Source organism: Ruegeria sp. P10 (assembly GCF_056534925.1).
Map to the genome: position 1 here is coordinate 35,749 of NZ_JBQERJ010000009.1, position 25,712 is coordinate 61,460.

General features: G+C 59.6%; 24 protein-coding genes and 1 tRNA gene. 11 read left to right on the forward strand and 14 right to left on the reverse strand.

Annotated features, from left to right (window positions below; translation table 11 throughout):
- Positions 1-27: 27 nt before the first annotated feature.
- Positions 28-630, reverse strand: a complete 603-nt coding sequence (locus ACR0FB_RS15400) for an HD domain-containing protein (RefSeq protein WP_152458899.1) — start codon at positions 628-630, stop codon at positions 28-30.
- Between the two features lie 101 nt (positions 631-731).
- Between ACR0FB_RS15400 and ACR0FB_RS15405 the strand changes: the two genes are divergently transcribed.
- Positions 732-1,565 (forward strand): LysR family transcriptional regulator, encoded by an 834-nt coding sequence (locus ACR0FB_RS15405; protein WP_480621168.1) that lies wholly within the window; start codon positions 732-734, stop codon positions 1,563-1,565.
- Between the two features lie 3 nt (positions 1,566-1,568).
- Here the strand turns inward: ACR0FB_RS15405 and lptF are convergent, their stop codons facing one another.
- On the reverse strand, positions 1,569-2,708 hold the full coding sequence (lptF, locus tag ACR0FB_RS15410; RefSeq protein ID WP_480621170.1) for an LPS export ABC transporter permease LptF: 1,140 nt from the start codon (positions 2,706-2,708) through the stop codon (positions 1,569-1,571).
- Positions 2,709-3,086: 378 nt separating this feature from the next.
- Here lptF and ACR0FB_RS15415 point away from each other — a divergent pair, with 378 nt between their 5' ends.
- Entirely contained in the window at positions 3,087-3,854 is a 768-nt protein-coding gene (locus tag ACR0FB_RS15415) for an alpha/beta fold hydrolase (RefSeq protein ID WP_480621172.1), read from the forward strand.
- Positions 3,855-4,281: 427 nt separating this feature from the next.
- Here ACR0FB_RS15415 and ACR0FB_RS15420 read toward each other — a convergent pair.
- Positions 4,282-4,357, reverse strand: a tRNA-Trp gene (locus ACR0FB_RS15420).
- 141 nt (positions 4,358-4,498) lie between these two features.
- On the opposite strand from ACR0FB_RS15420, the gene ACR0FB_RS15425 reads away from it, so the two are divergent.
- Positions 4,499-5,203 (forward strand): lysophospholipid acyltransferase family protein, encoded by a 705-nt coding sequence (locus ACR0FB_RS15425; protein ID WP_171634212.1) that lies wholly within the window; start codon positions 4,499-4,501, stop codon positions 5,201-5,203.
- Here ACR0FB_RS15425 and ACR0FB_RS15430 read toward each other — a convergent pair.
- The 5 genes from ACR0FB_RS15430 to ACR0FB_RS15450 form a co-directional block, all read right to left on the reverse strand.
- Positions 5,200-5,445: a MoaD/ThiS family protein gene (locus ACR0FB_RS15430; protein WP_152458904.1), complete on the reverse strand. Its 246-nt coding sequence runs from the start codon at positions 5,443-5,445 to the stop codon at positions 5,200-5,202. The two genes, ACR0FB_RS15425 and ACR0FB_RS15430, sit on opposite strands and share 4 nt — an antisense overlap.
- Positions 5,438-7,693 carry a xanthine dehydrogenase family protein molybdopterin-binding subunit gene (locus tag ACR0FB_RS15435; protein ID WP_171634214.1) on the reverse strand — a complete coding sequence of 752 codons (2,256 nt, stop codon included), beginning with the start codon at positions 7,691-7,693 and terminating at the stop codon, positions 5,438-5,440. The genes ACR0FB_RS15430 and ACR0FB_RS15435 overlap by 8 nt, the downstream gene beginning before the upstream one ends.
- The gene (locus tag ACR0FB_RS15440; RefSeq protein ID WP_152458906.1) at positions 7,693-8,172 is read right to left on the reverse strand and encodes a (2Fe-2S)-binding protein; all 480 of its coding nucleotides are present in this window, start codon (positions 8,170-8,172) and stop codon (positions 7,693-7,695) included. The genes ACR0FB_RS15435 and ACR0FB_RS15440 overlap by 1 nt, the downstream gene beginning before the upstream one ends.
- Positions 8,169-9,035 carry an FAD binding domain-containing protein gene (locus ACR0FB_RS15445; RefSeq protein WP_480621174.1) on the reverse strand — a complete coding sequence of 289 codons (867 nt, stop codon included), beginning with the start codon at positions 9,033-9,035 and terminating at the stop codon, positions 8,169-8,171. Before ACR0FB_RS15445 ends, ACR0FB_RS15440 begins: the two co-directional genes overlap by 4 nt.
- Before the next feature lie 125 nt (positions 9,036-9,160).
- Positions 9,161-12,373: a reductive dehalogenase gene (locus ACR0FB_RS15450; protein ID WP_480621176.1), complete on the reverse strand. Its 3,213-nt coding sequence runs from the start codon at positions 12,371-12,373 to the stop codon at positions 9,161-9,163.
- Positions 12,374-12,448: 75 nt separating this feature from the next.
- On the opposite strand from ACR0FB_RS15450, the gene ACR0FB_RS15455 reads away from it, so the two are divergent.
- Positions 12,449-13,351, forward strand: coding sequence for a LysR family transcriptional regulator (locus tag ACR0FB_RS15455; protein WP_171722791.1), 903 nt, complete (start codon positions 12,449-12,451; stop codon positions 13,349-13,351).
- On the opposite strand, the gene ACR0FB_RS15460 is transcribed toward ACR0FB_RS15455, so the two are convergent.
- Positions 13,342-14,193, reverse strand: coding sequence for a LysR substrate-binding domain-containing protein (locus ACR0FB_RS15460; protein ID WP_480621178.1), 852 nt, complete (start codon positions 14,191-14,193; stop codon positions 13,342-13,344). The genes ACR0FB_RS15455 and ACR0FB_RS15460 overlap by 10 nt on opposite strands.
- Positions 14,194-14,297: 104 nt before the next feature.
- On the opposite strand from ACR0FB_RS15460, the gene ACR0FB_RS15465 reads away from it, so the two are divergent.
- Positions 14,298-14,999: an SDR family oxidoreductase gene (locus ACR0FB_RS15465; RefSeq protein WP_170346136.1), complete on the forward strand. Its 702-nt coding sequence runs from the start codon at positions 14,298-14,300 to the stop codon at positions 14,997-14,999.
- Positions 15,000-15,001: 2 nt separating this feature from the next.
- On the opposite strand, the gene ACR0FB_RS15470 is transcribed toward ACR0FB_RS15465, so the two are convergent.
- The 3 genes from ACR0FB_RS15470 to ACR0FB_RS15480 form a co-directional block, all read right to left on the reverse strand.
- Positions 15,002-16,273: an NAD(P)/FAD-dependent oxidoreductase gene (locus ACR0FB_RS15470; RefSeq protein WP_480621180.1), complete on the reverse strand. Its 1,272-nt coding sequence runs from the start codon at positions 16,271-16,273 to the stop codon at positions 15,002-15,004.
- Between the two features lie 190 nt (positions 16,274-16,463).
- On the reverse strand, positions 16,464-17,621 hold the full coding sequence (locus tag ACR0FB_RS15475; RefSeq protein WP_425078793.1) for an acyl-CoA dehydrogenase family protein: 1,158 nt from the start codon (positions 17,619-17,621) through the stop codon (positions 16,464-16,466).
- A gap of 141 nt (positions 17,622-17,762) precedes the next feature.
- Entirely contained in the window at positions 17,763-18,326 is a 564-nt protein-coding gene (locus ACR0FB_RS15480; RefSeq protein WP_170346133.1) for a TetR/AcrR family transcriptional regulator, read from the reverse strand.
- 292 nt (positions 18,327-18,618) lie between these two features.
- On the opposite strand from ACR0FB_RS15480, the gene ACR0FB_RS15485 reads away from it, so the two are divergent.
- Both ACR0FB_RS15485 and ACR0FB_RS15490 read left to right on the forward strand, forming a co-directional pair.
- On the forward strand, positions 18,619-19,083 hold the full coding sequence (locus ACR0FB_RS15485) for a nuclear transport factor 2 family protein (RefSeq protein WP_480621182.1): 465 nt from the start codon (positions 18,619-18,621) through the stop codon (positions 19,081-19,083).
- A gap of 12 nt (positions 19,084-19,095) precedes the next feature.
- Positions 19,096-19,716, forward strand: a complete 621-nt coding sequence (locus ACR0FB_RS15490) for a pyridoxamine 5'-phosphate oxidase family protein (protein WP_171634247.1) — start codon at positions 19,096-19,098, stop codon at positions 19,714-19,716.
- Between the two features lie 390 nt (positions 19,717-20,106).
- On the opposite strand, the gene ACR0FB_RS15495 is transcribed toward ACR0FB_RS15490, so the two are convergent.
- Both ACR0FB_RS15495 and ACR0FB_RS15500 read right to left on the reverse strand, forming a co-directional pair.
- Positions 20,107-20,802 (reverse strand): THxN family PEP-CTERM protein, encoded by a 696-nt coding sequence (locus ACR0FB_RS15495; RefSeq protein WP_480621184.1) that lies wholly within the window; start codon positions 20,800-20,802, stop codon positions 20,107-20,109.
- A 257-nt stretch (positions 20,803-21,059) separates the two neighbouring features.
- Complete coding sequence (locus ACR0FB_RS15500) at positions 21,060-21,722, reverse strand: TetR/AcrR family transcriptional regulator (protein ID WP_480621186.1); 663 nt, start codon at positions 21,720-21,722, stop codon at positions 21,060-21,062.
- Positions 21,723-21,787: 65 nt separating this feature from the next.
- Between ACR0FB_RS15500 and ACR0FB_RS15505 the strand changes: the two genes are divergently transcribed.
- From ACR0FB_RS15505 to ACR0FB_RS15520, 4 genes are read left to right on the forward strand one after another with little or no spacing between them, the layout of a single operon-like run.
- Positions 21,788-23,104 (forward strand): flavin-containing monooxygenase, encoded by a 1,317-nt coding sequence (locus tag ACR0FB_RS15505; protein WP_480621188.1) that lies wholly within the window; start codon positions 21,788-21,790, stop codon positions 23,102-23,104.
- Positions 23,101-24,003: a bile acid:sodium symporter family protein gene (locus tag ACR0FB_RS15510; protein WP_171722787.1), complete on the forward strand. Its 903-nt coding sequence runs from the start codon at positions 23,101-23,103 to the stop codon at positions 24,001-24,003. Before ACR0FB_RS15505 ends, ACR0FB_RS15510 begins: the two co-directional genes overlap by 4 nt.
- On the forward strand, positions 24,000-24,932 hold the full coding sequence (locus ACR0FB_RS15515) for an SDR family oxidoreductase (RefSeq protein WP_171722786.1): 933 nt from the start codon (positions 24,000-24,002) through the stop codon (positions 24,930-24,932). Before ACR0FB_RS15510 ends, ACR0FB_RS15515 begins: the two co-directional genes overlap by 4 nt.
- On the forward strand, positions 24,929-25,693 hold the full coding sequence (locus ACR0FB_RS15520; protein ID WP_171634261.1) for an SDR family NAD(P)-dependent oxidoreductase: 765 nt from the start codon (positions 24,929-24,931) through the stop codon (positions 25,691-25,693). Before ACR0FB_RS15515 ends, ACR0FB_RS15520 begins: the two co-directional genes overlap by 4 nt.
- The last annotated feature ends 19 nt before the right edge of the window (positions 25,694-25,712 follow it).

Here is a 25,712-nt window from a genome sequence, read left to right on the forward strand (position 1 = left end):
GCCGGGCTGGCCCGCCTGATCCGGTTCCTAGCCAGTTTTGCCGTCATCGGCGGTTTCGTTCAGCTCCATATGGCCTTCGCCCCTGTTCAGGACGCGGCGCAGCATAGGTTCGAAGAACTCCAGCGGCTTGGTCGGATAATTCGGGTCAAACGCCTTCTGATCATATTCATGGCAGAAATAGCGACAATCTTCCCAATAAGGACTGTCGCGATATTTGTCGCGCGCGTTGCGGTCGCCGCCCAGATGGTGGTTGTAGTAGTACCCCTGAAACACACAATGATGCTTGAGAATCCAATACGTCTTTTCGCTGACGTAAGGCTTCATCATCGCCGCTGACAGCTCTCCGTGATTGTAGGGCGACAGGATATCGCCGGTATCATGGATCAACGCCGCCACCACCAGTTCCTCATCCGCACCGTCCTCGTAAGCACGGGTCGCGGCTTGCAGGCTGTGCTGGTAGCGGTTGACCGGATAGGGCGTCCATTCTTCGTCCAACGAGCGGATGGCATCGAGGATACGGTCTGGCAGGGCCGCATTATACGCCTCTTCATACTCCATCACGGCGTCCCAGTCGGCCTTAGTGGCTGTTTCGAAACTGGTCCAGGTGGGTTTGTGGCTTTTGTCCAGCATGGCTGATCCTTTGGCATGTGTCCTGAGCGAAAGCGTAGTTCGAAACCACCCTTTAAAAAAATGAATTGATTTTATCGCAATGATCAAAAAATACTTTCGACATGCAATTCAAAGCTCTGGAAACTTTTCTCTGCGTGGCCGAAGCCGGTGGCTTTCATGCCGCCGCTCGCAAGTTGAATGTGACGCAGACCGCTGTCAGCGCGCGTATTCGCCTGATCGAGGAGGAAACCGGCAGGGCGCTGTTCACGCGCGGTGCCGGAGGAACGGCGCTGACCGAGTTCGGCCGGCAGTTCAAACCCTATGCGGAACAGATGTTGTCCCTTTGGGGCTTTGCATCGCGCGACCTGCCGGGACAGGCACAGAACCGCCCGGCACTGCGGTTGGGCGGCCAGCTCAGCATCTGGGATCCGTTGCTGGTGGACCTGGCGGTTCGGTTTGAACAGCGCTTTGGCAAATTGCTGTTGACGCTGAACTATGACCACGACCTGAACATGGTCGAAGCGGTGGCAACCCATGTGCTGGACGCGGCGATCACACATGAAAAGCCGGCGGACCGGCGTGTCACATGGTACGCGCTTGAACCCGAGCTATTGTCCCTGGTCCGGACGCCACAGGCTGACGGCACGGACGATGACATGATCTTCGTCAACCTTGAACTGGGCGAGGTCTATCAGGACCATGTCAGATCGGCTGCGCGACGGGCGTCGGGTCAGACAGTGTTTCTTGGCAATTGCATGATGGCGCTGCGATATGTTCTGCACCGAGGCGGAAACGGCTATTTCCCCGATTACGTCATTTCCGAACATCTGGCCTCGGGTGCTCTGGAGCGGGTCGAGGACAGTATCAGCTTGCCGCTGCCCATGTATCTGGTCACCCGCGGTGATCGCGAGGAATTTGACGACATTCACAGCTGTTTGGTGGATCTTCGCTGCTAGAACTCAGGCCGGTGTCGGCATGATCTGGGGATCGCGCTGCCGTTTTCGCACAAGCGGCCGACCAGCAACAAGCAGGAAAAGGCCCGAGATCAGCACCCCTATGATTGCGGGAAGGTACAGCAGAAACCAAAGCTCCGGGTCATCGATCACCACCGGGGAAACAAACCCGCGCACACCTTCAAGCAGCACAAGAATGGTGAAGGCGCCCAATATCTGCGGCCACAATCCAAACCGGGAAAAGCTGCCCAGCATCAGGGTTGAATACCCGGCCAGCGCCACGGCGATGCAAATCGCAATCCACGAGAACCGCTGGTGCAGCTCTTCGATCAGTTTGCCTTGGCTGAACCCTTCCGTGGCTGAAACCTCATCCCGGTTGCGGATCAGGTCGGCGGTTGGAATGGCTTCGAGGCTGCGCCGGGCCATCGGATTTTTATTCGTCAGTTCCGAGATGTCGTAGGACGCGTCCTGGAACAGGGTCGATGACAACACCTTGCCTTCCTTGTTCAGGCGCAATGCAACCCCATCAACCATCACAAGGTGAATGCCAGCATCATTGTTGACCAGATAGGCCGTTACGCTTGAATAGCTGACCGCGTTTTCAGGATCGCGGCGATCAGACACGAAGACTTCATGAAGTGTGCCGTCCAGATCAATCCTGCCTATGTAAACCGTGACACCTTCGGCGGGGTGCAGAAATTCGCCTTCGTTCAGCAGTTGAGCCGTCACATCTCCGGCCACTTCAGCCTGCCGGATTTCCAGCTGTTCAACCGAGGCCGGGCGCAGGAACACGCTGATGATCGCCATCATCACCCCGGTAATCACACCGAACAGCAGCACCGCCCGGGCAAGCCGCCAAGGGCTGGATCCGGTGGCCAGCATAACCGTCAGTTCGCTTTCGCGGCTCAGGCGATTTGTGGCATAGACGGCGGCGGCAAACACCGCCATGGGCATGACCGTGCGGATCAGGGTCGGCAAAGTCAGCGCGGTGAATTCCAGAAAGACCATCGCCGACTGCCCACCGCTGATGACCCTGTCAAACAGGCTGACAGACCGGGTGATCCAGAACACACCGACAAGCACCAGGGTGAAAAAGCCAAACAGAATCAGCAATTGCCGCAGGAAATATCCATCAAAACGCGACATGGGGCCTCGTGCGTGTGTTCGTTTGCAGCGGACACTAGGGCATTAAGCCGGCAGAGGAAACAGGCATTGGACGTCAGGATGCCCCGGTATGCAACCTTGGCGCATTCCCGCATTCTCCCAACGACGCCGATTTGGCCCCGAAGAGGTTAAAGGCCAACCCTTTGTGAAAATGGCAGTTCGTGGCACAATTCAGGAATTGTTCAGAAGGGAGTTTCCGACTTGGCACTGTTTTTTTCACGCCGCACCTATAACGCCCCGAAGAAAAAGTTCACGTTTAAGCCGGCGGCAAAGACCAGGTATGTTCACATCACCCAGCAAAGCCCTGGTGGAAAAATTCGTAAGGGTAGTATTATCAAAAAAACCAAATGGCTGGATCTCGTGCGACAGGAGGGCGGGGATTCGGCCGTCCTGATCTATGTTCACGGGTTCAACACCAGCCAGAAGGACATGCTGGACCGGCTGGGGAAAATAGAAACCAATCTCAGGGGCAACGGGTATCAGGGCGCGGTCGTTGCCTTTGACCGGCCCAGCGACGGATCGGTGCACACCTACGACTCGGACCGCTCCGATGCCAAGGCGGTGGCGCCGCATCTGGTGGGGGACGGGATCTTGCCGCTGTTGGGGATGTCGCCACGCCCCAAGGTGCATCTGATCGCGCATTCCATGGGGGCGTTGGTGGTACTGCGCGCTTTCTCGGACTTCGGGGATTCGGCCGGGCCAGGCAACAAGATATGGTCGGCGGATCAGGTCATGTTTGCATCAGCGGACATCGATTCAGAATGGCTGGAAAAGGGCGCATGGGGCGATCTGGTCCTGAAAAAACGGTGCAAGCGATTCACCAATTACTATAGCCGGAAAGACAAGGTGCTGGCCCTGGCCGGCGGGATTGTTCACGGCGGTCGGCGTCGCGCTGGTCGTGTAGGGATGCCGAAGCTGACCTCGAAAGGTCATTGGGATATTTTCTGTGACCACCAATATCAACGAGACGTCCCCAAAGGGCAGCGCAAGATGATGAAGTCGCATCGCTGGTGGTTCGACAGCGGCGGGTTTTATGAGGACCTCGCCCTGACGATCGACGGCCATCCGGCAAAAACGATGCCGACCCGGCACAAGACAAATATCGGGGATCTGGCGCTGCTGGCCTGACTGACCGGTCGCCCAACACCTTTCTATGGTGCAAAGCCCGATTTTGCGGGTTCTGCTCAAGTACCGTCTTTGGACGGATTCTCTGCACGTTCTGATATCGTCACTATGGGTTGCTGACCAGAAACGGAAAGGGCGCGCTCGACCACAAGCGCGCCCCAGTCACAAGGGAGAAACTGAAAACCTGCGTTCTGTGCAGAACCTGAACGCCAACTCTTTGACATTCTCAAACAACCAGACTTTCCAACATCCGTCAGTGACGCTGTTCACACTCTGGGCCGGTATTTTTAGATGGCATATAGGGTTTGGCTGCACTGCGGCTCACAAAGCCTGCATGCGTTCTTATTGCCGGTCCGCCCCGGCCATAGCCGAAAGCCGCGCGCGCTGGAAACGCGCCAGGCACGATTGCCGAATGGTGTTTTAATGCGGATGGCAGGGGCAGCAGGGTTCGAACCCGCGACCTACGGTTTTGGAGACCGTCGCTCTACCAACTGAGCTATACCCCTATGGTGAGCCCCAGATATGACAGCCGCGCGGCGGACTCAAGAGGCTTTTTCGAATTCCACGCCACTATCTGAGCGGACAAACAAGTTGCGCAAAATGTGCAGTGCGCTAAGACAAGGTCCGGTCAGCAAAAGGAACCCCGTGTGAACCTCCGCAAGAAGATCGCAGACAGCGAAGCCGTGCTGAACTGGGTGGCCCGCCGGATCGCCACTTACATTCGATTGGTCAACCGCAACACACGCTGGCAGCGCATCGGATACGAAGAACTGGATCAGCTGGCCGAACAAGGTGAACCGGTCATCGTTGTGCTGTGGCACCAACGGCTGGCGCAGTCGCCCTATTTCTTCCCGCTGGACAAGGGGCGCATCTGTTCGATCACCTCGTCTGCCCGGGCGGGCAGCATGGTGGGCCGGGTACAAAAGCTGTTTGGCATGGACACGATCGCCATGGCCAGCAAGACACGCCACGTTGCCTTGTCACGCCAGGTTCTGGGCAAGATGAAGCAGGGTATCTCTATTGGGATCGCGGCAGACGGACCGCGCGGGCCGGAACGGGTTCTGTCGACGGTTCCGTTGGTATGGGCGCGCACCTCGGGCAAGCGCGTATTCGGTATCACCTTTTCCGCGAAACATGGTCGCGAAGCGGGAACCTGGGATCACCTTCTGATGCCCCGCCCCTGGCGAAATGAAGGCGTGTTTCTGTGCCGGGAATGGACTGAAACAGTGCCCCGCAAGGCCAGCGAAGAGGAAATCGAGACCCTGCGCCTGAGCCTGGAGCAGCACATGAACGACATCACGGCAGAAGCTGACCGGATGGTCGGGCGCGAGCCCTGGTCACCTGACGCCTAACCGCCCCTGAGACGTTGCATCAGATAGACTTCACTGCCTTCGGGAATCGGCTCGGTAAGCCCGGTGGCTATGACGCGCCCGTCGATCGCGATGGAGACCCCTGCATCAATGGGGGCCTGCAACTGTGGGTGGGCACGGACCAAAGCCCGTAATAGCTCTCCGGTGGTTTTGGCCTCGACCTCAACCACTTGCTGGCCCCCGGTCAGTGACCGGAGGCCGGACCAAAGGTGGACCTCAACCATTTTCTTTCAGGGCCGCCAGAATGCGCGGCGGAGACATCGGCAGTTGCTTCATCCGAACACCCGCCGCATTGGACACCGCATTGGCAATGGCGGCCAGGGGCGGCACAATGCCCGTCTCGCCCACGCCGCGCACCCCGAACGGGTGGCCCGGGTTGGGCACTTCGACGATCACCGTGTCAATCATCGGCAGGTCACTGGCAACGGGAATCCGGTAGTCAAGAAAGATCGAGTTCTGCAACCGGCCATCTTCGCCATAGATGTATTCCTCGTTCAGTGCCCAGCCGATGCCCTGTGCGGCGCCACCCTGAAACTGCCCTTCCACATAAGTCGGGTGGATCGCCTTGCCGGCGTCCTGAATGACCGTGTACCGGGTGATCGATGTCTTGCCGGTTTCCGGGTCGACCTCGGCATCGACGATATGGGTGCCAAAGGATACGCCCGCGCCTTCGGGGGTTGCTTCGAAATGGCCCGAAATCGGGCCTCCGGTCGATCCCATATCCGCCGTGATGTCGGCCAAAGGCATCGCGTCGAAATCCCCCGCATTGGGCCCCGAGGGCACCGCGCAGCCGTCTTCCCATTTCACCGCATCGACCGGGATGCCCCACTTGGCCGCCGCACGTTCGCACAGTTTCTCGACCGCGTGTCTTGCTGCCTTGATCGTCGCGAGGCCCGACGCGTAGGTCACGCGCGAACCATGGCTCACGTCGTTGTAACCCAGCGTCGCCGTGTCGGCGATGGTCACGCGGATATTTTCATACGGAATGCCCAGAACCTCGGCCGCCATCAAGGCCATGGATGCGCGCGACCCGCCAATGTCGGGTGTGCCGACCATCAACTGCGCCGAACCATCCTCGGACAGTGCCAATGAGACGCTGGTCTCGCCCCCGTGGTTGAACCAGAAACCGCAGGAAACCCCGCGCCCCTGACCCGGCTTCAGCGGTGCCGCGTAATGGGGATGCGCCTTGGCAGCCTCAAGCGTTTCCACCAGACCGATGCGTTCGTAGGTCGGGCCATAGCTGGCCTTCGTGCCCTCATGCGCGGCATTTTTCAGACGCACATCAATAGGATCAAGGCCCAGCTTGTTGCAGAGCTCATCAAGGACGGATTCAACGGCGAAGGCGCCCATCGGAGCGCCCGGCGCGCGGTACGCGGCCTGTTTCGGACGGTTCGACATCACATCGTAACCGATCTGCTTGACGTTGGTCAGGTTGTAGGGCGCAAAGGCACACATGGCCGTCATATCGCCCGGGGCGCCGGGGAAGGCCCCGCCTTGCAGGCGGAAGACACCCTGCGCCGCCGTGATCGTGCCGTCTTTCTTCATGCCGATCTTCACGTCCATCGACGCCGAAGAGGTCGGCCCGGTGGCACGAAAAACTTCGGACCTGGTCATCACGATCTTGACCGGACGGTTGGCCTTGCGGCTGAGCGCCAGCGCGACGGGTTCGATGAACACCGTGGTCTTGCCGCCAAAACCGCCGCCGATTTCAGACGCCGTGACGCGCAGCTGAGAGGTTTCGATTCCCAGCAGCGCCGCACAGGTCTTTTGCGCGATCCAGTGGCCTTGGGTTGTGCACCACAACTCGCCCTTGCCGTCATTGCCCAGCATGCCCAGGCAGGCATGCGGTTCGATATAGCCCTGATGGGTCGCCTCGGTGACAAAGCTGTCTTCGATAACCAGATCGGCCTCGGCAAAGCCCGCCTCGACGTCACCGTGACCGCTTTCGTGATAACGCACGACGTTCGGGTGCATCCCTTCCGGCACCGAATAATCCGCAGCACCTTCCCGGATCACCGGCGCATCCGGGGCCATCGCTTTGTCCACATCGGTGACGTGCGGCAGCACCTCGTATTCGACCTCGATCAGTTTCAGCGCATCACGTGCCGCCAAGGCAGATGTGGCCGCCACCGCAGCTACCGCGTGCCCGTCATAGAGCGCCTTTTCCCCCGCCATGACATTTTCCAGCACATTCCAGAATTCGCCTTCAAGCCCGGGCTTGAACGGGACATCGGCGAAATCGGCGCGGGTCACGACGGCTTTGACGTCCTTCAATGCCTCGGCTTTCGAGGTATCAATCCTGACGATCCGGGCATGGGCATGGGGTGAGCGCAGAATCGCGCCGTGCAACATGCCGGGGGCCGAGATATCCGCACCGAACTTGGCCCGGCCCGTCACCTTGTCCAGACCGTCAGGGCGATCGGGGCGGGTGCCAACGAAGGTGAAGTCAGTTTTGCGATCGTCCAGAGCCATTATGACGCCTCCCGCATCTCAGCCGCCGTGTCCATCACGGCGCGAATGATCTTGTCGTAACCGGTGCAGCGGCATAGGTTGCCCGCCAGCCAATAACGCGTTTCTTCCTCGGTCGGATTGGGGTTCTTCTCCAGCAGCGACTTCGCCGCCACCAGAATGCCCGGGGTGCAGATGCCGCATTGCAGCGCGGCGTATTCGATCATCTTCTTCTGCAACGGGTGCAGGATGTCACCATCCGCAATCCCTTCGACGGTTTCGATCTGCTTGCCTTCGGCCTCGACACCCAGCATCAGGCACGAGCACACCAGACGGCCATCGACGGTGACCGAACACGCGCCGCAATCACCGGTGCCGCAGCCCTCTTTGGCGCCGGTCAGGTTCAGTTTGTCGCGCAGACAGTCCAGCAGGGTTTCGCGCGGGTCGCACAGGTATTCGACTGCGTCCCCGTTCACGGTGGTGGATACGTGGAGCTTGCTCATGCGTTTTCTCCCTTCGCGCGGGCATAGGCGATCTTTGCGGCACGTTTGGCCAGAACGCCGGCGACTTCGGTACGGAATGCGATCGTACCTCGTTTGTCGTCGATCGGATTGCAGGCGGCGGACGCGGCCGCGGCCAGTGCGTCAAGGGCGGCATCGTCCAAAGTGCTGCCGATGATCGCGTTGGCACAGTCTTCAACCAACAGAACGGTCGGTGCCACGGCACCCAGCGACACGCGCGCCTCTGTGATGACTTCACCGTCCAGACGGAGGTTCACACCTACGCCCACCACCGCAATGTCCATTTCGGTACGGGGGATGAACCGCAGATAGGCGCCGCCCCCATTCTTGCCTCGGGCAGGGATGTTGACGGCCGAGATCAACTCGCCCTTCGCCAGCGAGGTCTTGCCGGGCCCGGTCGGGATGTCCTCGACCGCAACGTCACGCGTGCCATCGGGGCCGGTTACGGTGACGGTCACGCCTGCGGCCACCATGGCGGGCACGGAATCAGCCGCAGGTGAGCCATTGCACAGATTGCCCGTCAGCGTCGCGCGGCCCTGAACCTGAGTTGAACCGATCAGGTCCATCGCCTCGACCAAACCGGGCCAGTCGCGGCCAAGCTCGGGGTGCTCGCTCATCTCGGCGCCGGTGACGGCCACGCCGATCGTCCAACTGCCGTCGGCATTGCGGGTGATGTCACGCACGCCGTCGATCTTCTTGATGTCGATCAGCGTATCGGGCGTCACCAGTTCCGAGCGCAGTTGCACAAGTACATCCGTACCGCCCGCCAGAAAACGTGTGATGCCCGTCGCGTTCGCGGCCAGAGCCGAAGCTTCGGCAAAGCTGGCAGGGCTGTGATAATCCATGAAGCTACCTCGTACCTGTTGGTCAGGAATATCTGGGTTCGCGGCGACGTTAATTCACCCCTCGTCCGGCGTCCATGGGCCGAGCGATCAAAATTCAACTTCCAAATGTCGCTTTTGGACAGGGTTCAGAGATCGATCTCGATCACCCCATCAGGTTCCGCCGCGCGGCTTTGGCACAGGATCATGGCGCCTTCGCGCTGTTTGCGGGACAAAACGAAATCCCGATGCTCGACCTCGCCCGAAATGACACCGCATTTACAGACGCCGCAGATGCCGTCTGCGCATTTCACATCCACATGAATACCGGCTTCGTTCAGAATTTGTGCGGCGTCCTTGTCTGCGGGCACGGGCAGTGTCCGGCCCGAACGCGCAAGCTTGAGCTCAAACGCGTGGTTTTCATATTCAGGCGTTTCAGGAACCGAGAAATATTCCAGGTGACGCGCCTCTTCAGGAAAGCCCTGCTGCTCGGCCGCCTGAACCACGCCGTCCATGTAACGATCCGGCCCGCAGGTATAGACATGCCATCCATCCCGGTAGCCGGACAGAATTACATTCAGGTCGGCGCGGGTGCCTTCATCCGAGAAATGGTAATGAACTCGATCCGCCCAGGGCATGGCGGCCAGATCATCCAGATACCCCGCCCCGCCCCGTGTGCTGGCCGAATAGTGTAATTCGAACTCGCGGCCCAGCGCATGCAGACGATGGGCAAATGCGATCATCGGGGTGATGCCGATGCCGCCACCCATGAGGAATGTTCTGGTGGCCCTTTCATCCAATTCAAAGTGGTTGATCGGATTGGACACGAAAACCTTTCGGCCCTCGGTGAAGATGCGATGCAACAGCGCGGACCCGCCGCGCCCGTCATCCTCGCGCAGCACTCCGATCTGATATTTCGTACGATCCGACGGGTCGCCGGACATGGAATATTGCCGCAGAAATTCAGGCGCGACCAGAACGTCCAGATGTGCGCCCGCTGTCCATCCCGGCAGGGGCGCACCGTCCAGCGATGCAAATTCGTATTTCGTGACATCCGCCGTCATCTTTTCAACCTTGGTCACGGCGACCCGCATCACGGGCGCATCACCGGCGATCTGATAGCGATGGATGATCGACATGTCCCCGCTTGCCTTGCGGGCCTTGTACTCGGCAGCCGTCACCATGGCCTCATAGGCTGCAATCCCGGCTTCTCGGTCCATTGCAAAGGGATAGGGCCATGGGTGCGGAGCCAGATAAGCGGGATAGACGGCCAGGGTCTGATCCTCATATTTCAGGTCCAGATCCTTTTGCAGATCGCGCCGGTTCAACGGGTGCGTCGTAGGGCGATAGGCGCCGTCGGGCTGCAACTCGATATCCCACCACCATTTCTTGGTGTCGTTCAGCCCGCCATTGCCGACCGCATCGTCCAGCCTGGCCAGCGCGGGCGCGGCGGTGGGGATGTTCATCGCAGCCCAGCGGAACGGGCGTTCAGCGAAGAGGCCTTCGAGGTTCCACGGGCAGGTCTTCATGCAGCGCCCGCACATCGCGCCGCCCGGGGTCGTCACACGGTACGTGGCGCATTTCTGGCTGTCGGATTTCCAGATTTCGTAACCGTTGAACATCAGCTTCGGTCCGGCGGTGATCGCGCCCGAGGGACATTCGCGGGCGCATTTGTTGCAGGATTCGCAAAAGGTTTGCAGGCCGAAATCGATGGGTTTGTCATGCGTCATCGGCATGTCGGTCGTCACCACGCCTGATTTCAGGCGCGGGCCCAGATAGGGGTTCAGGATAACTTCTCCGATCCGGCTGACCTCTCCCAACCCCGAAAGCAGCAAAAGCGGCGGTTGCAGCACCTCGCCATCCATCACCGTATGCGCCTTGGCCTTGTAGCCCAGGTTGCGGATCTGTTGGGCAATCACGCCGCCCAGCAGCGAAAAGCGCAGATAGGCGCGCATGGATTGGGCGACGCTGATCCAGTCGTCACCGCTGGCACCTTCCATCGTTTCATAGCCCTGATCGATGATCATGCTGATGGCCTGATCATGCGGCGGCACGATTTCTTCGCCCGTGGCGTCATGAGAATACCACGCCCATTCCGGGCAGCGGCTGAGGCCCACCGCATCGACCCCAAGGAAATAGGTCGCCGCCTTGATGTTCGCCGCATTGCGCTCGGCATCGGTGGGTCCTGCGACCTCGGCGCTTTCACCATCCTGCAACAGAACGAATGCACCCAGCGCGCGACGCTGGGCAAAGCTGGGCGCGGCCTTGCGCACGTAGTACCCGCCTTTCGCGGCGTCCTGCAATGACTTGCCCATGTCGCCGAACTGGGCGCGGGCGAACATGTCGGCGCGCTTGGGAACGCGGGCCACATTCTCTTCGTCGATATAGGTTGTCGGAGCCTCGACCCGTTTGAGCTTTTCGAAGGGATGGGCCCCGTCCACATAGCGTCGTTTGGCATATGGGTCACGGTTGAGGGCGTTCTTGGCAAATCCCGTGCCCAGCCACCATGCCGGACCTTGGGTCCGAAACCACGGCTGTTGCGGCATGGGCCTCAGCGGCCGGTCATGCGCGATGGGCATCTCGGTCGTCACGGCAGCAAGGCCAAACCGGGTGCCCAGCCAAGGCGCAACCAGCTGGTCGCCCTCGACCGAGGCCAGACCGGCGGCCATGGCCAGCTTGCCCAGATCAACTTCGGACGACATCATGCTGTGCGCGCGGGCGTCAAAACCCAGCAGTCGGATATAGTTGGCGATGACCACGGCATTCTCGGTTGCCAGCAGGCAGGCACGATGATCCTGCGCGTCGATGATCCAGTCCGCACCGGGTTCGGAAGGGTCAGGGTCGCGGTTGTGTTCGTAAAGAAAGACGATGGCGTGACGGTGGTCGTCAATCGGCTTGGGCGCGGCCTCCATACTGTCTTTCAGATCGGCCATGATGAGATCGATCCCAGAGGCCAGCGTTTTGGTCTGGCGCGTGCGCAATGCGTGGGCAAGCCGGTCGATATCGGGGTTGCGGCGTGGTTCCTCCAGCAGTGCATCCGACGGCAACGGCCCACAGCCCATCATCGATGCGTCGTTGAAATACCCAAATGCCTTCAGATGGTTGGCGCGCTCCTGCGGATCTGAGGGGATCTCGGATGCAATCGGGTTCACCAACCCGTCGCGGATCGCGTCCAGCATCGCCTGAAACTCGCCCATGGCGTTGACGATGCTGTAGGGCCGTTCCGGCCGGAGGAAACTCAGTTCGCCCATGGCGGGCACGCGCGACAAATCCGGCATGGTATCTTGTCGGGTCAAACGCTCCAACGGGTATCGCCCCATGTGAACGGGCCGGTTCTTGTCCGAGAAAAAGCGGAATCCCATTATGCGCCTCCTGTTGCCACTCATCCCCTACCCCGTCATGGACAGCGAAACCATTCATGCATAATCATAAGCGGTATGAAGAAAATCGATTTCACTGATCTCGACGGCAAGGTTCTGCGCACCTTTCTGACCATTCTCGAGGAAAGCTCGGTTTCGAAAGCTGCGGATCGGCTGGGCGTCACGCAATCGGCCATCAGCCACACGCTGGCCAAGCTCCGGCTGGTGCTGGGCGACCCGTTGTTTGTTCGGTCCGGTCAGGGCCTGACCCCGACCGAGCGCGCCTTGTCCCTGAAGGAGCCCGCACAAAAGGTGCTGGACGGAATGCGGGCGCTGACCGAAGGGCGGCCGTTCGATCCGCAGTCTGAACAGATCAGGATCCGCATCGCCACCAATGACATGCCGCGCGAGTTGATCTTTCCGCAGCTGTTACGAGAAACACGTGCCGAAGACGCAGGTCTGCGGCTGGAATTCATTCCTTCAGGCGTGCCCGACCCCGAGCTGCTGCGCAGTGACAGATGCCAGTTGATGCTGACCCCGTTGCCACCGGATGGGCCGGATATCTTTCAAAAACGCCTGATGACCAGCCCGCTGATGCTGTTCTATGACGCCACACAGCGCACGCCGCCGGACAGTTGGGACGCCTATTGCAACTGCGATCATGTCGAGGTTCGCTTTGCCGATGGCCGCAATGCCCGCGCCGTCATGCGTGGCGTCGATCAAAGCCAGATCAGGCCAGCGGTGGTGACCTTGCCGCATTTCAACGCCATCCCGGCCTTCATACTGGGCAGCGACCTGATCTCGACCGACACGGCGCTGATGAAACAGGGCCCGCTGGCCATGCTGGATTGCGCGCCACTGCCGTTCGAATGCGCCCCGGTGTCGATCTACATGGTCTGGCACCAAAGGTCGGCCAATGATCCGGCACATCGCTGGTTGCGGGCCCGGATCGAGGCGATCGCCGCGTCTCTTCAGACCTGAGACAACAGCCAGTCGCGCATGATCCTGACCAGTTGCGGCTGGCGCGGCTTGCGGGGCGCAACCACGTAAAACCCCAGATCTGCAACCAGGACATCCGCAAGCGGCTGAACAAGACGGCCCGAGGCCACCTCGGGCGCGACAAGAGGCGCATTGGCCAGTGCTATCCCCTGCCCCGAAACTGCGGCATCGATCGCAAGGCTGGTCTGGCTGAAGCTCATCATTCTGGGTTTTCCGCTTACCCCCACCCGTTCAAGGAACAAGGGCCACAATCCGTGGGTGTCGTTCAGCAGCACTTGCGTCAGCAGATCAGAAGAGGTGCTGATTCCGCCCGCAACAGAAGGGCTGCATACCGGGATGAATTCGGTCGAGAACAAAGGCACCGCCTCCAGTTCCGCCGCAAACGGCGCCCGACCCTGCCTGACTGCAAGATCGACGCCATCCGAACTGAAATCCGCCAGACGCTCGCGCGCATCCACCTGAACCGAGACGTCCGGATACAGGTCCGTGAAGCCCGACAAACGCGGCACCAACCATTTCGAGGCAAAGCTGGGCGTGACCGACAATGTGATCCGCCGGTCCGGAGACAAGTCGGCCACAGCCTCTTCGATCAACCTGAAAGCACGTCGCAGGGGCGCGTGAAACCGCCGCCCGGCATCCGTCAGGCGCAACCCGCGCGGCAGGCGGTCGAACAGAACCTCGTTCAATCGCGCCTCAAGCCCGCGCACCTGCTGCGCCACGGCACCTTGTGTAACGCCAAGTTCCTCGGCGGCCAGTCGAAAGTTCAAATGACGCGCAGAAGCTTCGAAGGCACGTAAAGCGTTCAGGGGTGGAAGGGCGGCCATCGTGTTGTCCTGTAGATTTTCTACAGCATAAGGCCAGCAGAACTGATTGGTCAAACCGCTCTCTGACCGCCATCCTGGGATCAACTGAAAAACGGAGATGTCAGATGGAAAAGGTAGCACTTATTACAGCGGGCGGCAGTGGCATGGGTGCGGATTCCGCCCGGAGGCTGGCGGCGGACGGGTTCAAGGTTGGCATTCTGTCTTCCTCGGGCAAGGGAGAAGCCTTGGCGAAAGAGTTGGGCGGCGTTGGCATTACCGGCTCGAACCAGTCCACCGAGGATTTGCAGAAGCTTGTCGATGCCGCCATGGCCCATTGGGGGCGCATTGACGTTCTGGTCAATTCCGCCGGTCACGGCCCCCGCGCTCCGATCCTTGAACTGACGGATGAGGATTGGCACACCGGCATGGATGTCTATTTCCTGAACGCGGTGCGTCCCACACGGCTTGTGACCCCGATCATGCAGGCGCAGGGGGGGGGCTCGATCATCAACATCTCGACCTTTGCCGCGTTCGAGCCGGATCCGGTTTTCCCGACCTCGGGCGTGTTCCGGGCCGGGCTGGCCGCCTTCACCAAGCTGTACGCGGACAAGTATGCCGCCGAGAATATCCGCATGAACAACGTCCTTCCGGGCTTCATTGACAGCCTGCCCGAGAAGGAAGAATTCCGCAGCCGCATTCCAATGGGGCGCTATGGGCGCAGCTATGACGAGATCGCCTCGGTCGTCGCTCTGCTTGCCTCGGAAGGCGGCGGTTACATCACCGGACAGAATATCCGGGTGGACGGCGGTATCACCCGGTCTGTCTGAGCTCAGAACCGCGCCTTTACAAGATGTGTCAGCGCCGCGCCGGATTCGAAAAAGGCGCGGCGCACGCGCGTCCAGTTTTCGCGGTGTTCCGACACGGCGGGAACCGGCAGAAGCGAGGGATCATCCGCCAGAAGGCTCTCGGCCATCATGCGGCCGAACACCGTGCCCGGGCCGATGCCGCGACCGGAATACCCATGTGCGGCCAAAGCGTTGGGGCCGATCTGCGTGATCTTCGGAAGATGATCCGATGTCATTGCGATCCGCCCGTGCCACCCGTGTTCGAACGGCTGGTCGGCCAATTGCGGATAGAGCTCGGCCAGCTTGCGCCGGACCCAACCGGAATGTGCAACCCGACCGGCATGTCCCAGATCTCCCATGCCGCCAATGATCATCCGCCCGGCCTGATCCAGCCGGAATGACGTCATGATCAGCCCGGTATCCCAGCACCCTTCTTTCCATGGCAGGATACTGGCGCGCAAGTTGTAGGTCAGCGGGACCGTGGCGTACTGGAAATAGTAGACCGGCACATAGGCAGTCGCGGTCTCCGGCAGCGCAAGATGATAGGCATTCGTCGCCTGAATGACCGATCTTGCCCGAACCGTCCCGCCCGGTGTCATCAGAACCCAGTGCCCAGCCTCATATGTCATGGTCTGCACGGGGCTGTGGGTATATATCCGTGCCCCGGCCTGTGACGCCGCGCGCACCAAACCCACCGCATAGGCCAAAGGCTGGATGGTTCCCGCCCGTGGATCGAACAAGGCACCGTGAAAGGCCTGGCTACCGGTGCGTTCACCGGCCTGGTCCGCCGACAACAACTCAACCGGCGCTCCGGCTTCGCTCAACTGCGCATGACGCGTTTGCAGGTCCTTCAAACCCGACGCGGAATGAGCGCAATGCAGGGTTCCGTTGCGCACGGGCTCACACGCAATGCCATATTCATCGATCAAGGCAAACACATCCGACGGCGCCTTGGCCAGCAAGTCGATCAAACGGTTCCCCGTTTCAGTACCGAGATGCGTGCGGATGTCGTTCGGCGGCAACCACAGCCCCGCATTGACCAGACCGACATTGCGCCCCGAACCGCCAAACCCGATCTCCTGCGCCTCGAGCAGGCAGACCGACGCGCCGGCGCGGGCTGCGGTCAAAGCCGCTGAACAGCCGGTATAGCCACCTCCGATGACAGCCAGATCAACCTCTGCGTCAGCGGTCAGGGGCGGTGCGGGGACTGTCTCGGTGCAAGTGGTCTGCCAAAGTGCATGCTCGGGATCGTTCACGTCGGGCCTCTGAGTCTTGTCGGCGGATCATCATACCGACACCCCCCCTTTGCAAGCGGCCTTTTGACCCGTGCTGCGACAACGAAACAGGCCCGGCAGGAACGGGCTTTGCCCGGGCCTGCCGGGCCCAACCGGAGGAGTCATTCCGTCAGGAATGATGACGACGTGCGGGAGAGCCCGCGTGGTGGGCTCAGACGTCGAGCGATCGCGCGATCAGCTCTTTCATGACCTCGTTGGTGCCGCCATAGATCATCTGCACCCTGGCATCCGCATAAAGACGCGCAATCGGGTATTCCATCATGAACCCGTAGCCGCCGAACAGTTGCAGGCATTCATGCATGATCTCATTCTGCACCTCGGATCCCCAGTATTTGGCCATCGAGGCCGTGGCCGCGTCCAGTTCGCCTGCTTCCAGCTTCCCGATACAATCATTGATGAAGCTGCGCAGAACCTCGGCCTTGGTCTTGCATTCCGCCAGTTTGAACCGGGTATTCTGAAAATCCATCACCCGCTGCCCGAAGGCTTTGCGTTCCTGCACGTATTTCACTGTTTCGGCGATGGCGAAATCGATCGCGCCCAGCGCCATGATCGCGATATTCAGCCGTTCCCACGGCAGCTGTTTCATCAGTTGATAGAAACCCTGCCCTTCCTCGGGGCCCAACAGGTTTGTCATCGGCACTTTGACATCTTCGAAAAACAACTCGGCAGTGTCATTGCCCTTCATGCCCAGTTTCTTGAGGTTCCGCCCCCGGCGAAAACCTTCACACCCGTCGGTTTCCACCACGATCAACGAAACGCCGCGTGCGCCGGCGGACTTGTCGGTCTTGGCGGCCACGATGATCAGATCCGCAGTCTGTCCGTTCGTGATGAAGATTTTGGACCCGTTCAACCGGTAGGAGTTGCCGTCCTTCTCGGCAGTCGTCCGCACCGCCTGTACGTCCGAACCGGTACTGGGTTCGGTCATTGCCAGCGCGCCGACCAATTCACCCGACGCCAGTTTGGGCAACCACTTCCGCTTCTGATCTTCGCTGCCATAAGCGGTGAGATAGTGGGTCACGATCGACTGAATGCCATAACCCCAACCCGCATCACCCCGCGCGCCCTGTTCATAGGCCGTGATGGCGTCAAAGCCCATGCCGCCGCCGACACCGCCATATTCTTCGGGGATCGCACCCGCCATCAGGCCGGTTTCGCCGGCCTTGCGCCAGAAATCGCGATCCACAACGCCGTTTTCAACCCAGGTTTCGATATTGGGCGACAATTCGTCATCCATGAACCGACCCGCCATATCCGCGAACATGCGGTGTTCATCAGTGACCCATGCCGCAGTCGAAGTGAAAAGTGACATTGAACGCCCTCCAATCGGTCTTTCCGGAAAGGCTAGCGCCGTGTTCGATTCACGCCAATCCTTGTGACGCGGCGTCCCTTTGAGGAACAACGCAACGTTCCTCAGCCTGCAATGTCAGAGAATCCCTTTTGACCGGCGGGGTTAAGCCAGTGCTTTGGCCAACAGGTGCTTGGCCGCATCCTTGGCGTCTTCCGCCGGATCGCAGTTCTTGAGCAGGACCGCGGATACGATGGCTCCTTCTTGCAACAACACGATCTGACTCGCGAGCTTCCGAGGATCATGCGCGCCGGCTTGCTGGGCTATGGCCGTGAAGTGTTCCAGCAAAAGCTGTTTGTGTTCGGCGGCCTGTACATGGATCGGGTGATCCTTGTCCTGATACTCGGCCCCGGCCTTGATGAACATGCAGCCCCGGAACCCGTCCTCTTCGAACCACTCTTTCAGGGCATCGAAGCTGACGAGGATCTGCTCGGCCGGTGTTTCCGCCATCTCGTCGATGCGTTGAAAGAACCAGTTGCGAAAGTTCTCATCCCGCAGGCGCAGCGCGGCGACAATCAGGTCTTCCTTGGTGCGGAAATGCTTGTACATCGACGTCTTGGACACGCCCGTTTCCACAACCAGCTTGTCCATGCCGGTTGCGTGAAACCCGTCGCGGTAAAAGACTTTCAGGGCCTTGCTGACCAACTCATCCCGTTTGTTTGGGCGCATGATTCGGCTCCATGGTGTACCGTTCTGTACATATTACCATGGAGCGTGAAGTACAATGACCCCAGGCCAAAGCGTTGTTTTGAAATAGTTTTACCAGGCGCCTTGTCTCACCATGAAATTTCCACTTGCAAAAGTTTACAGATCGGTACACTTTGCCTGTAAGTTAACCGATCTGTACACCCGAGGATTTGACCGATGAAACGTCGCGCCAGCATTTTTCCACCTCAGTACGTCCCCTTCCTTCTGACCATGGCTCTTCTTGCCGCCTCCCTCACCTGAAAGCCTTTGCGAAATGTCCAGAACTCCCTTGCCTCCCTTCACGTTGGAAACTGCCACTCAAAAAGTGCGCACGGCGGAAAATGCCTGGAACAGCCGCGATCCCGACCGCGTGACGCCCGCCTATACGGATGACAGTCAATGGCGGAATCGGGCTGAATTCCTGTCCGGCCATGCCGACATCCACGCCTTTCTGACCCGCAAATGGCGGAAGGAACTGGATTATCGCCTGATCAAAGAACTGTGGGTCTTTGCCGAAAATCGCATTGCCGTACGCTATGCCTATGAATGGCGCGACGACAGCGGTCAGTGGTTCAGATCCTATGGCAATGAAAACTGGGAGTTCGCCGATGACGGGCGCATGTCACATCGCCATGCCTCGCTCAACGATCTTCCGATAGCCGAAGATGACAGGCTGTTCCATTGGCCCTTGGGCGAACGCCCTCATGACCACCCCGGGTTGTCCGAACTGGGTCTTTGAAAGGATTTTCCAATGCCCCGCGCTTTTTCCGAACTGACCTTCACACCCGCAGTCCGCGCCCATCAAGAAAGGATGGGATCGGCCAGAACCTATGCCAAGTTCATTGCAGGTGGCCCGCGGCAAGGCCATCTGATCGGAGACCCCGAGAAAGAGTTCATTCAGGCGCGGGATGGGTTCTATCAATCCACCGTGTCCGAGACCGGCTGGCCCTATGTGCAGTATCGGGGCGGGCCGACAGGGTTTCTGAAGGTGCTTGGCCCTCAGACCATCGGATATGCGGATTTTTCCGGCAATAAACAGTATATCTCGCGCGGGAATCTGGACGGCAATGATCGTATTGCAATGATCCTGATGGATTACGCCAACCGACGCCGTCTCAAGATCCTTGGGCGTGTCGTGTTCACGGAAGGCGAAACAGCGGCCGCCACCCTTTACCCGGAAGAGGCCGAGGCACCGGCCGAACGGGCCGTGGTCATCCGCGTCGAGGCGTTGGACTGGAACTGCCCAAGCCACATCACGCCGCGCTTCACCGAAGCAGAGTTGCGCCCTCATCTGAACAGGCTGGGGCAGCAGTTGGCAGAGTTGCAGGCGGAAAACCAAAGGCTGAAACAGCAATTGGCAAAGTCAGGTTGACGTTTCAGCCCTCACAAAATTTACGGATATCAAGAGAAGGGAGTGTCGCAATGGTTCGCTCGGTCTTTCACCTCTCGGCGGCTTGCCTTGCCGGTACTGCTCTGATCGTTCTGATCATCATGTTCGGTTTTTTCGCTTCACCCAGTGCGGTACGAACATCGCCGCCATCGGTATTCAGCAAGATTTTGTTCGAACACTTGCAGCAAGAATGATGACCGCGCGTCACCGCGACAGGTGTCCAACAAGCGCGCTTGTCGATTCCAACAAAAGCTATCAAGTCGAACCCAGGGGGCGCATGCGCTGTCAGGCTGAAAATCCTGGTCGAAAAAGGTCGGCACAGTTCCGGGTCTGCTCTCACCACCAATAATGGTGAGAGCATGTAAAGCCAAATCAGGCCGTGCTGCGCTTTTTCCGACGCCCCATCACAAACAAACCGCTGATGCCGCCAAGAAGCAGCCAGCCAGCAGCGGGCAGCGGCACGGGGGCAATCGTGTATTCCCCATACAGCGTTGCGACGTTTTGCATGTTTTCCGTTGTGCTGAAGCCGTTAGAAATGGTGCTGCCGCCGTCCTGAGAGAAACCGAGGACCGAGAACACATAATTTTGTCCACGGAAATTAAAGCTTTGAGAGCCCAAAGTATTGGCAATGGTCACGATGTCATCACAAGGGGTGGAATCCGCCGGACAGTTCGCTGGGCGATTCAATGTCTCGTTATGCGTCAGGGCAAACGAAGAGGACACCAGAGGGCCACCGCTTATCAATATATCGACAAGAAGGTCGACCGAGCTCAGTGTTGTTCCAGTGATCGGGAAATTCAGATGCGAGAACTGACCCAGAGCAAATGCCGTTCCAGGCAACAGACCTGAAATTGGCGTGCCAGTTGGCGTGAAATCGTAACCACTTGAGCTGCTGCCACTTCCCCACCGAAGAGAAATCGTAGAACCAGAGGTGCTTTCAGTAACGCCGGAACTTGGATTTACGTTTTGCCAAGAGGGCGAGATGCTGGAAATGGTCAGCGCCGACGCACCGCTTGCAGCCATCACACCTGCAACAGCGATCGCAGCTATGTTTCGTATCAATGTCATGTGCCCACCTTACGTATGAATACTCGTTACAAACCACTCTGGGAAAGAGCAGCACAACAGGATCATATTCCTAGCTCAAACGCCACATTGACGCCACGTTTTCACCTCAATCAAGGCGAATGACGCCCCAAAGAGCGTCAAAGAGGACACAATCGTTCTGCCTGCGCTAATTGTCCGGTTTTTGGAAACAGGTATGTAGATGTAGATACAGGGCACCACCTCAACGATTGAACGCACAACCGGCGTCGCGTGAGGGTTCACTCACGACCGGATCGTACCATTGCTTCGATACCGGCGGCGCAAAAGTCCACCAGACGCTCCATGCCTGATACGTCACCGCCCTGCGACAGGGCTTTGACCCGCCATCCGCTGTTGAGATGGGCCAGCATCGCCGAGACCGAATAAACCTGGCCACTTGCCAAAACCGCAGGATCGACATCCGGGTAAAGCGTGGCGATCTCGGTAATGAACAGCTGGGCGGTAGGGTCGAAACATTCCGCTGCGATATCGCGCCACCTGGGGTCAACCGATACGTGGGCCACCAACCGCCCATATGCCATCCATCCAGGCCCACCCGTTTCTGCCAGGTCCACATAGGGTCGGATAAAGCTGTCCAGAATGCTGTGAAGCGTCAGCGGAGCGACGGCCTTGGCCCTGTTCAACGCGTCGATCCGAAGCTGCGCCAGCGCGTCCGCGCGCCGCGCCACGGTTTTGTAAAACAATTCCTCCTTGCCACCACCATGATGGTGCACAAGACCAATCTGAACCCCTGCCAAGGCCGCGATATCCCGGATCGACGCACCCTCGAATCCCCGTTCGGCAAAGACGGTTTCAGCCGCATCCATGATCCGCGCCTTGGTTTCAAGCGATCGCCTGGACGGGGCTCTTTGCCTTGGTTTTTCGATGTTTTTTGGACTCATGAATTTCATCTTGCCTTATTTTGGTCGTTCGTTCAAGTTAAGCGTCACGAACTTCGGGAGGGTTCATGACACAGACGCGCAACGCATTCGCCCTGATCGGGGCGGGGCCGATGGGTTTGGCCGCAGCCAAGGTGCTGAAGGAACAGGGCATCGCCTTTCAGGGGTTCGAATTGCATTCGGATGTGGGCGGTCTGTGGGATATCGATGCCCCCAGATCAACCATGTATGAATCGGCGCATCTGATCTCCTCAAAGCGCATGACCGAATTCGAGGATTTCCCGATGGATGAGGCGGTGGCCGAGTACCCCTCGCACCAAGCGATGCGCGACTATTTCCGGTCCTTTGCCGATCGTTTCGGCCTGCGTGAAACCTACAGGTTCAATGCAGAAGTCACCCGGATCACTCCGCTAGGCAAATCCGGTGATGGTTGGCGTGTTGGCTGGCGGGACGCCCAAGGTGAACATCAGGCCGAATTCGCAGGGGTTCTGATTGCAAACGGCACCTTGTCGGAACCGAATATGCCCAGCTTTCGCGGCACGTTTGACGGCGAGTTGATCCACGCCTCGCAATATCGGTACCCCAGCCAGTTCGACGGCAAGCGCGTGTTGGTCGTGGGCGCGGGCAATTCCGGCTGTGACATTGCGGTTGACGCAATCCATCACGCAGAACGCTGCGATCTGTCGATGCGGCGCGGCTATTACTTCGTGCCGAAATACGTTTTCGGCAGACCGGCCGACACGATGGGCGGCAAGATCCGCCTGCCGATGTGGCTGAAGCGCAAGGTGGACAGCCTCATCCTCAGTTGGTTTGTCGGTGATCCGCAGAAATACGGCTTTCCCAAGCCCGATTATCAGCTTTACGAAAGCCACCCGGTGGTGAATTCGCTTGTCCTGTATCACGCGGGCCATGGCGACCTGCGCATTCGCCCCGATATCAACCGCCTGGAAGGCAAAACCGTGCATTTCAAGGACGGCACGCGCGCAGACTATGACATGATTCTCGCCGCGACCGGATACAAGCTGCACTATCCGTTCATCGACCAGGGCCTGCTGAACTGGCAGGGCGATGCCCCACATCTGTACCTGAACGCGATGCACCCCGAACGGGACGATCTTTTTGTGCTGGGCATGGTCGAGGCCACGGGTCTGGGCTGGCAAGGCAGGCACGAGCAGGCCGAAATGGTGGCGCGCTATATCAAAGGTCTTCAACAGGGCTGCCCGGTGGCGGCCGATCTGAAATCCAAAAAACAAAAAGACTATACGCGCGCCACCGGAGGCATGAGCTATATCGATCTGCCGCGAATGGCTTACTACGTGGACAAGGCCACCTACAGAAAGGCTGTCACCGGATGGATCGAACGGCTGCGGAAAGCCGCCGTATGAGTGGTATCGACGAAATTACGCTGAATTTCAGCCCGGCCTCTCTGACGCTGTTGAATGCGATACTGGCGATCGTGATGTTCTCGATTGCGATCGATCTGACACCAAGGGATTTTGATCGCCTCAGGCGCGCGCCGAAGCCAGTGATCGTCGGGCTGGTATCCCAATTCCTGGTCCTGCCGGCGCTGACTTTTGCACTTGTGTGGGTGACGGCTCCTCGACCGTCTATTGCGCTTGGGCTGATCCTTGTCGCAGCCTGTCCGGGGGGCAATATCTCGAACTTCATTACGCACCGCGCCGGTGGCAATGCGGCGCTGTCGGTGTCGATGACCGCCTTTGCCACCATCGGCGCGATTTTCATGACGCCCTTCAACATTGCGCTTTGGGGCGGGTTGTATCCGCCAACACGCGCGATCCTGCAACAGACCCAGATTGACCCGGTGCAAATCGCAATCCTTGTCGGGTTGATGTTGATCCTGCCTCTGGTCCTGGGCATCGCTCTGAACCAGCGCCGCCCGGCCCTGACCGCACGGTTGCGTGCGCCGCTGCAATACCTGTCGATGGGTATTTTTTCGGCTTTCATCTTACTTGCCCTGGGCGCGAACTGGGGGTTCTTCCTCAGCTTTGCCGGGGCTGTTGCCGGGCTTGTGATCCTTCACAACGCCCTGGCGCTGGGGGGCGGTTGGGTTGTGGCCACTCTGACCCGGCTGTCCCCTTTCGATCGCCGCGCCATCACCATCGAAACCGGCATTCAGAATTCCGGCCTTGGGCTGGTGCTGATCTTTGCCTTTTTTCACGGGCTGGGCGGCATGGCCGTGGTGGCCGCGTTCTGGGGCATCTGGCACGCGATCTCGGGGATTGCCCTGGCGTCGTTCATGGCCCGAACCGAGGCCGCGCGATGAGCCGTATCCTGATCACGGGCGCCGCCGGTATGGTCGGGCAGGCACTGTTGCCCGAACTCAAGGGGCACGATGTTTTTGCAACGGATATCAAACGCCCCGACAGCATGCCGGAAAACGTCCACTATCTGCCCTTGGATGTGACGACCGACGCGCCCGCGCGCGTGATCTGCAACGTGAAGCCTGATGTCATAGTGCATCTGGCCTCCATCGTGACGCCTCCGCCAAAAATGGAACGGGCGGCGGCATATGCGGTTGATGTCGAGGGCACCCGCAAGGTGGTGAACGCGGCCCTTGCCAACGGAGTGCGAAGATTGGTGGTCACATCCTCGGGTGCAGCCTACGGCTATCACCCGGACAACCCCGTGCCCCTGCGCGAGGATGATCCGTTGCGCGGCAACCCCGAGTTTCCGTATTCCGATCACAAAAGGCAGGTCGAAGAGATGCTGGCCGAGGTTCGCAGTGCCGCCCCCGATCTGGAACAGGTCGTGCTGCGCGTGGGCACGGTTCTGGGGGCCGGGTCCGAAAACCAGATCACCGCCCTGTTTCGCAAACCCCGCCTGCTGGCCGTCGTCGGCAGCGAAAGCCCGTTTGTGTTCATTTGGACGCATGATCTGGCACGCATCCTGAAGCGCGCGGCAACCGACGGGCCGGTTGGCGTTTACAACGTCGCCGGGGACGGCGCGATGGGCGTGACCGATCTGGCGCGTGCGATGGGGAAACCGGTTCTGCGCCTGCCCGCTTGGGCGCTGAAATCGGCTTTGGCCGCTGCACGTCCGCTGGGTCTGTCCCGCTATGGGCCGGAACAGGTGCGATTTCTGCAATATCGACCGGTATTGGACAACACCGCCCTGAAATCCGACTTCGGTTACACTCCGAAAAAAACCAGCGCCCAGGTATTCTCGCTCTGGCAAAAGCAGGCGGGCCTATGAAGACGGCTGTCATATCCGGCGGGGCGGGCGGTTTGGGGCGGGCCCTCAGCCATGCTCTGCAAAGTCGCGGGTGGCGGGTGGTGCTGCTGGATCGCGATGTTTCAGGTCTGGACACCGGGCCGAACCAGTTGCCTGTTGGCTGCGATCTAACGGATCCCGACCAGCTTGCCAGGGCAACTCAAAAGGTGATCGCGACCAGCGACAGTATCGATCTGGTCATCTACAACGCCGGCGTCACGCAAATCAGGGGCTTTGAAAAGTCCGACGCGGCCAGCCACCGAACTCTGTTTGACATCAACTATTTTGCGGCCGTTGAAATGGCCCGCGCGTTCTTGCACCCGGTTCGGGCGTCAAAGGGGACACATCTGGCCATCTCATCGGTGGCCGGGTTTGCACCGCTTTACCATCGGACGGCCTATGCTGCCTCGAAACACGCGCTGGAGGGGTTCTTCAAATCGCTGCGCTCGGAAGAAGCCCCTCATGGCGTTGACGTTCTGATCGCTGCGCCCTCCTTTGTGGCCACCAACCCCGGCAACGCACAAGAGCAGGCGGATGGCACAGCGCGCCCCGGATCGGCGAAGGACGGGATGGACGAAATGAGCCCCGAGGCCGCCGCTGAAACGATCCTGCGCGGGCTGGACAAATCGCAGCCCATGATCCCGGTTGGCCGCGTGGCGCGCCTGTCCTGGTGGCTCAACCGTCTGTCACCGCGCCTCTATCAGCGCATGATGGAACGAAACATGCGCGGCTCGGGGCACTAAAAAAGCTGCCCCAGGCCCT

Coding starts and splice junctions, on each gene's coding strand:
- ACR0FB_RS15400 (WP_152458899.1), bottom strand. CDS start 630: ATGCTGGACAAAAGCCACAAACCCACCTGGACCAGTTTCGAAACAGCC.
- ACR0FB_RS15405 (WP_480621168.1), top strand. CDS start 732: ATGCAATTCAAAGCTCTGGAAACTTTTCTCTGCGTGGCCGAAGCCGGT.
- lptF (WP_480621170.1), bottom strand. CDS start 2,708: ATGTCGCGTTTTGATGGATATTTCCTGCGGCAATTGCTGATTCTGTTT.
- ACR0FB_RS15430 (WP_152458904.1), bottom strand. CDS start 5,445: ATGGTTGAGGTCCACCTTTGGTCCGGCCTCCGGTCACTGACCGGGGGC.
- ACR0FB_RS15435 (WP_171634214.1), bottom strand. CDS start 7,693: ATGGCTCTGGACGATCGCAAAACTGACTTCACCTTCGTTGGCACCCGC.
- ACR0FB_RS15440 (WP_152458906.1), bottom strand. CDS start 8,172: ATGAGCAAGCTCCACGTATCCACCACCGTGAACGGGGACGCAGTCGAA.
- ACR0FB_RS15445 (WP_480621174.1), bottom strand. CDS start 9,035: ATGGATTATCACAGCCCTGCCAGCTTTGCCGAAGCTTCGGCTCTGGCC.
- ACR0FB_RS15450 (WP_480621176.1), bottom strand. CDS start 12,373: ATGGGATTCCGCTTTTTCTCGGACAAGAACCGGCCCGTTCACATGGGG.
- ACR0FB_RS15455 (WP_171722791.1), top strand. CDS start 12,449: ATGAAGAAAATCGATTTCACTGATCTCGACGGCAAGGTTCTGCGCACC.
- ACR0FB_RS15460 (WP_480621178.1), bottom strand. CDS start 14,193: ATGGCCGCCCTTCCACCCCTGAACGCTTTACGTGCCTTCGAAGCTTCT.
- ACR0FB_RS15465 (WP_170346136.1), top strand. CDS start 14,298: ATGGAAAAGGTAGCACTTATTACAGCGGGCGGCAGTGGCATGGGTGCG.
- ACR0FB_RS15475 (WP_425078793.1), bottom strand. CDS start 17,621: ATGTCACTTTTCACTTCGACTGCGGCATGGGTCACTGATGAACACCGC.
- ACR0FB_RS15480 (WP_170346133.1), bottom strand. CDS start 18,326: ATGCGCCCAAACAAACGGGATGAGTTGGTCAGCAAGGCCCTGAAAGTC.
- ACR0FB_RS15485 (WP_480621182.1), top strand. CDS start 18,619: ATGTCCAGAACTCCCTTGCCTCCCTTCACGTTGGAAACTGCCACTCAA.
- ACR0FB_RS15490 (WP_171634247.1), top strand. CDS start 19,096: ATGCCCCGCGCTTTTTCCGAACTGACCTTCACACCCGCAGTCCGCGCC.
- ACR0FB_RS15495 (WP_480621184.1), bottom strand. CDS start 20,802: ATGACATTGATACGAAACATAGCTGCGATCGCTGTTGCAGGTGTGATG.
- ACR0FB_RS15500 (WP_480621186.1), bottom strand. CDS start 21,722: ATGAGTCCAAAAAACATCGAAAAACCAAGGCAAAGAGCCCCGTCCAGG.
- ACR0FB_RS15505 (WP_480621188.1), top strand. CDS start 21,788: ATGACACAGACGCGCAACGCATTCGCCCTGATCGGGGCGGGGCCGATG.
- ACR0FB_RS15510 (WP_171722787.1), top strand. CDS start 23,101: ATGAGTGGTATCGACGAAATTACGCTGAATTTCAGCCCGGCCTCTCTG.
- ACR0FB_RS15515 (WP_171722786.1), top strand. CDS start 24,000: ATGAGCCGTATCCTGATCACGGGCGCCGCCGGTATGGTCGGGCAGGCA.
- ACR0FB_RS15520 (WP_171634261.1), top strand. CDS start 24,929: ATGAAGACGGCTGTCATATCCGGCGGGGCGGGCGGTTTGGGGCGGGCC.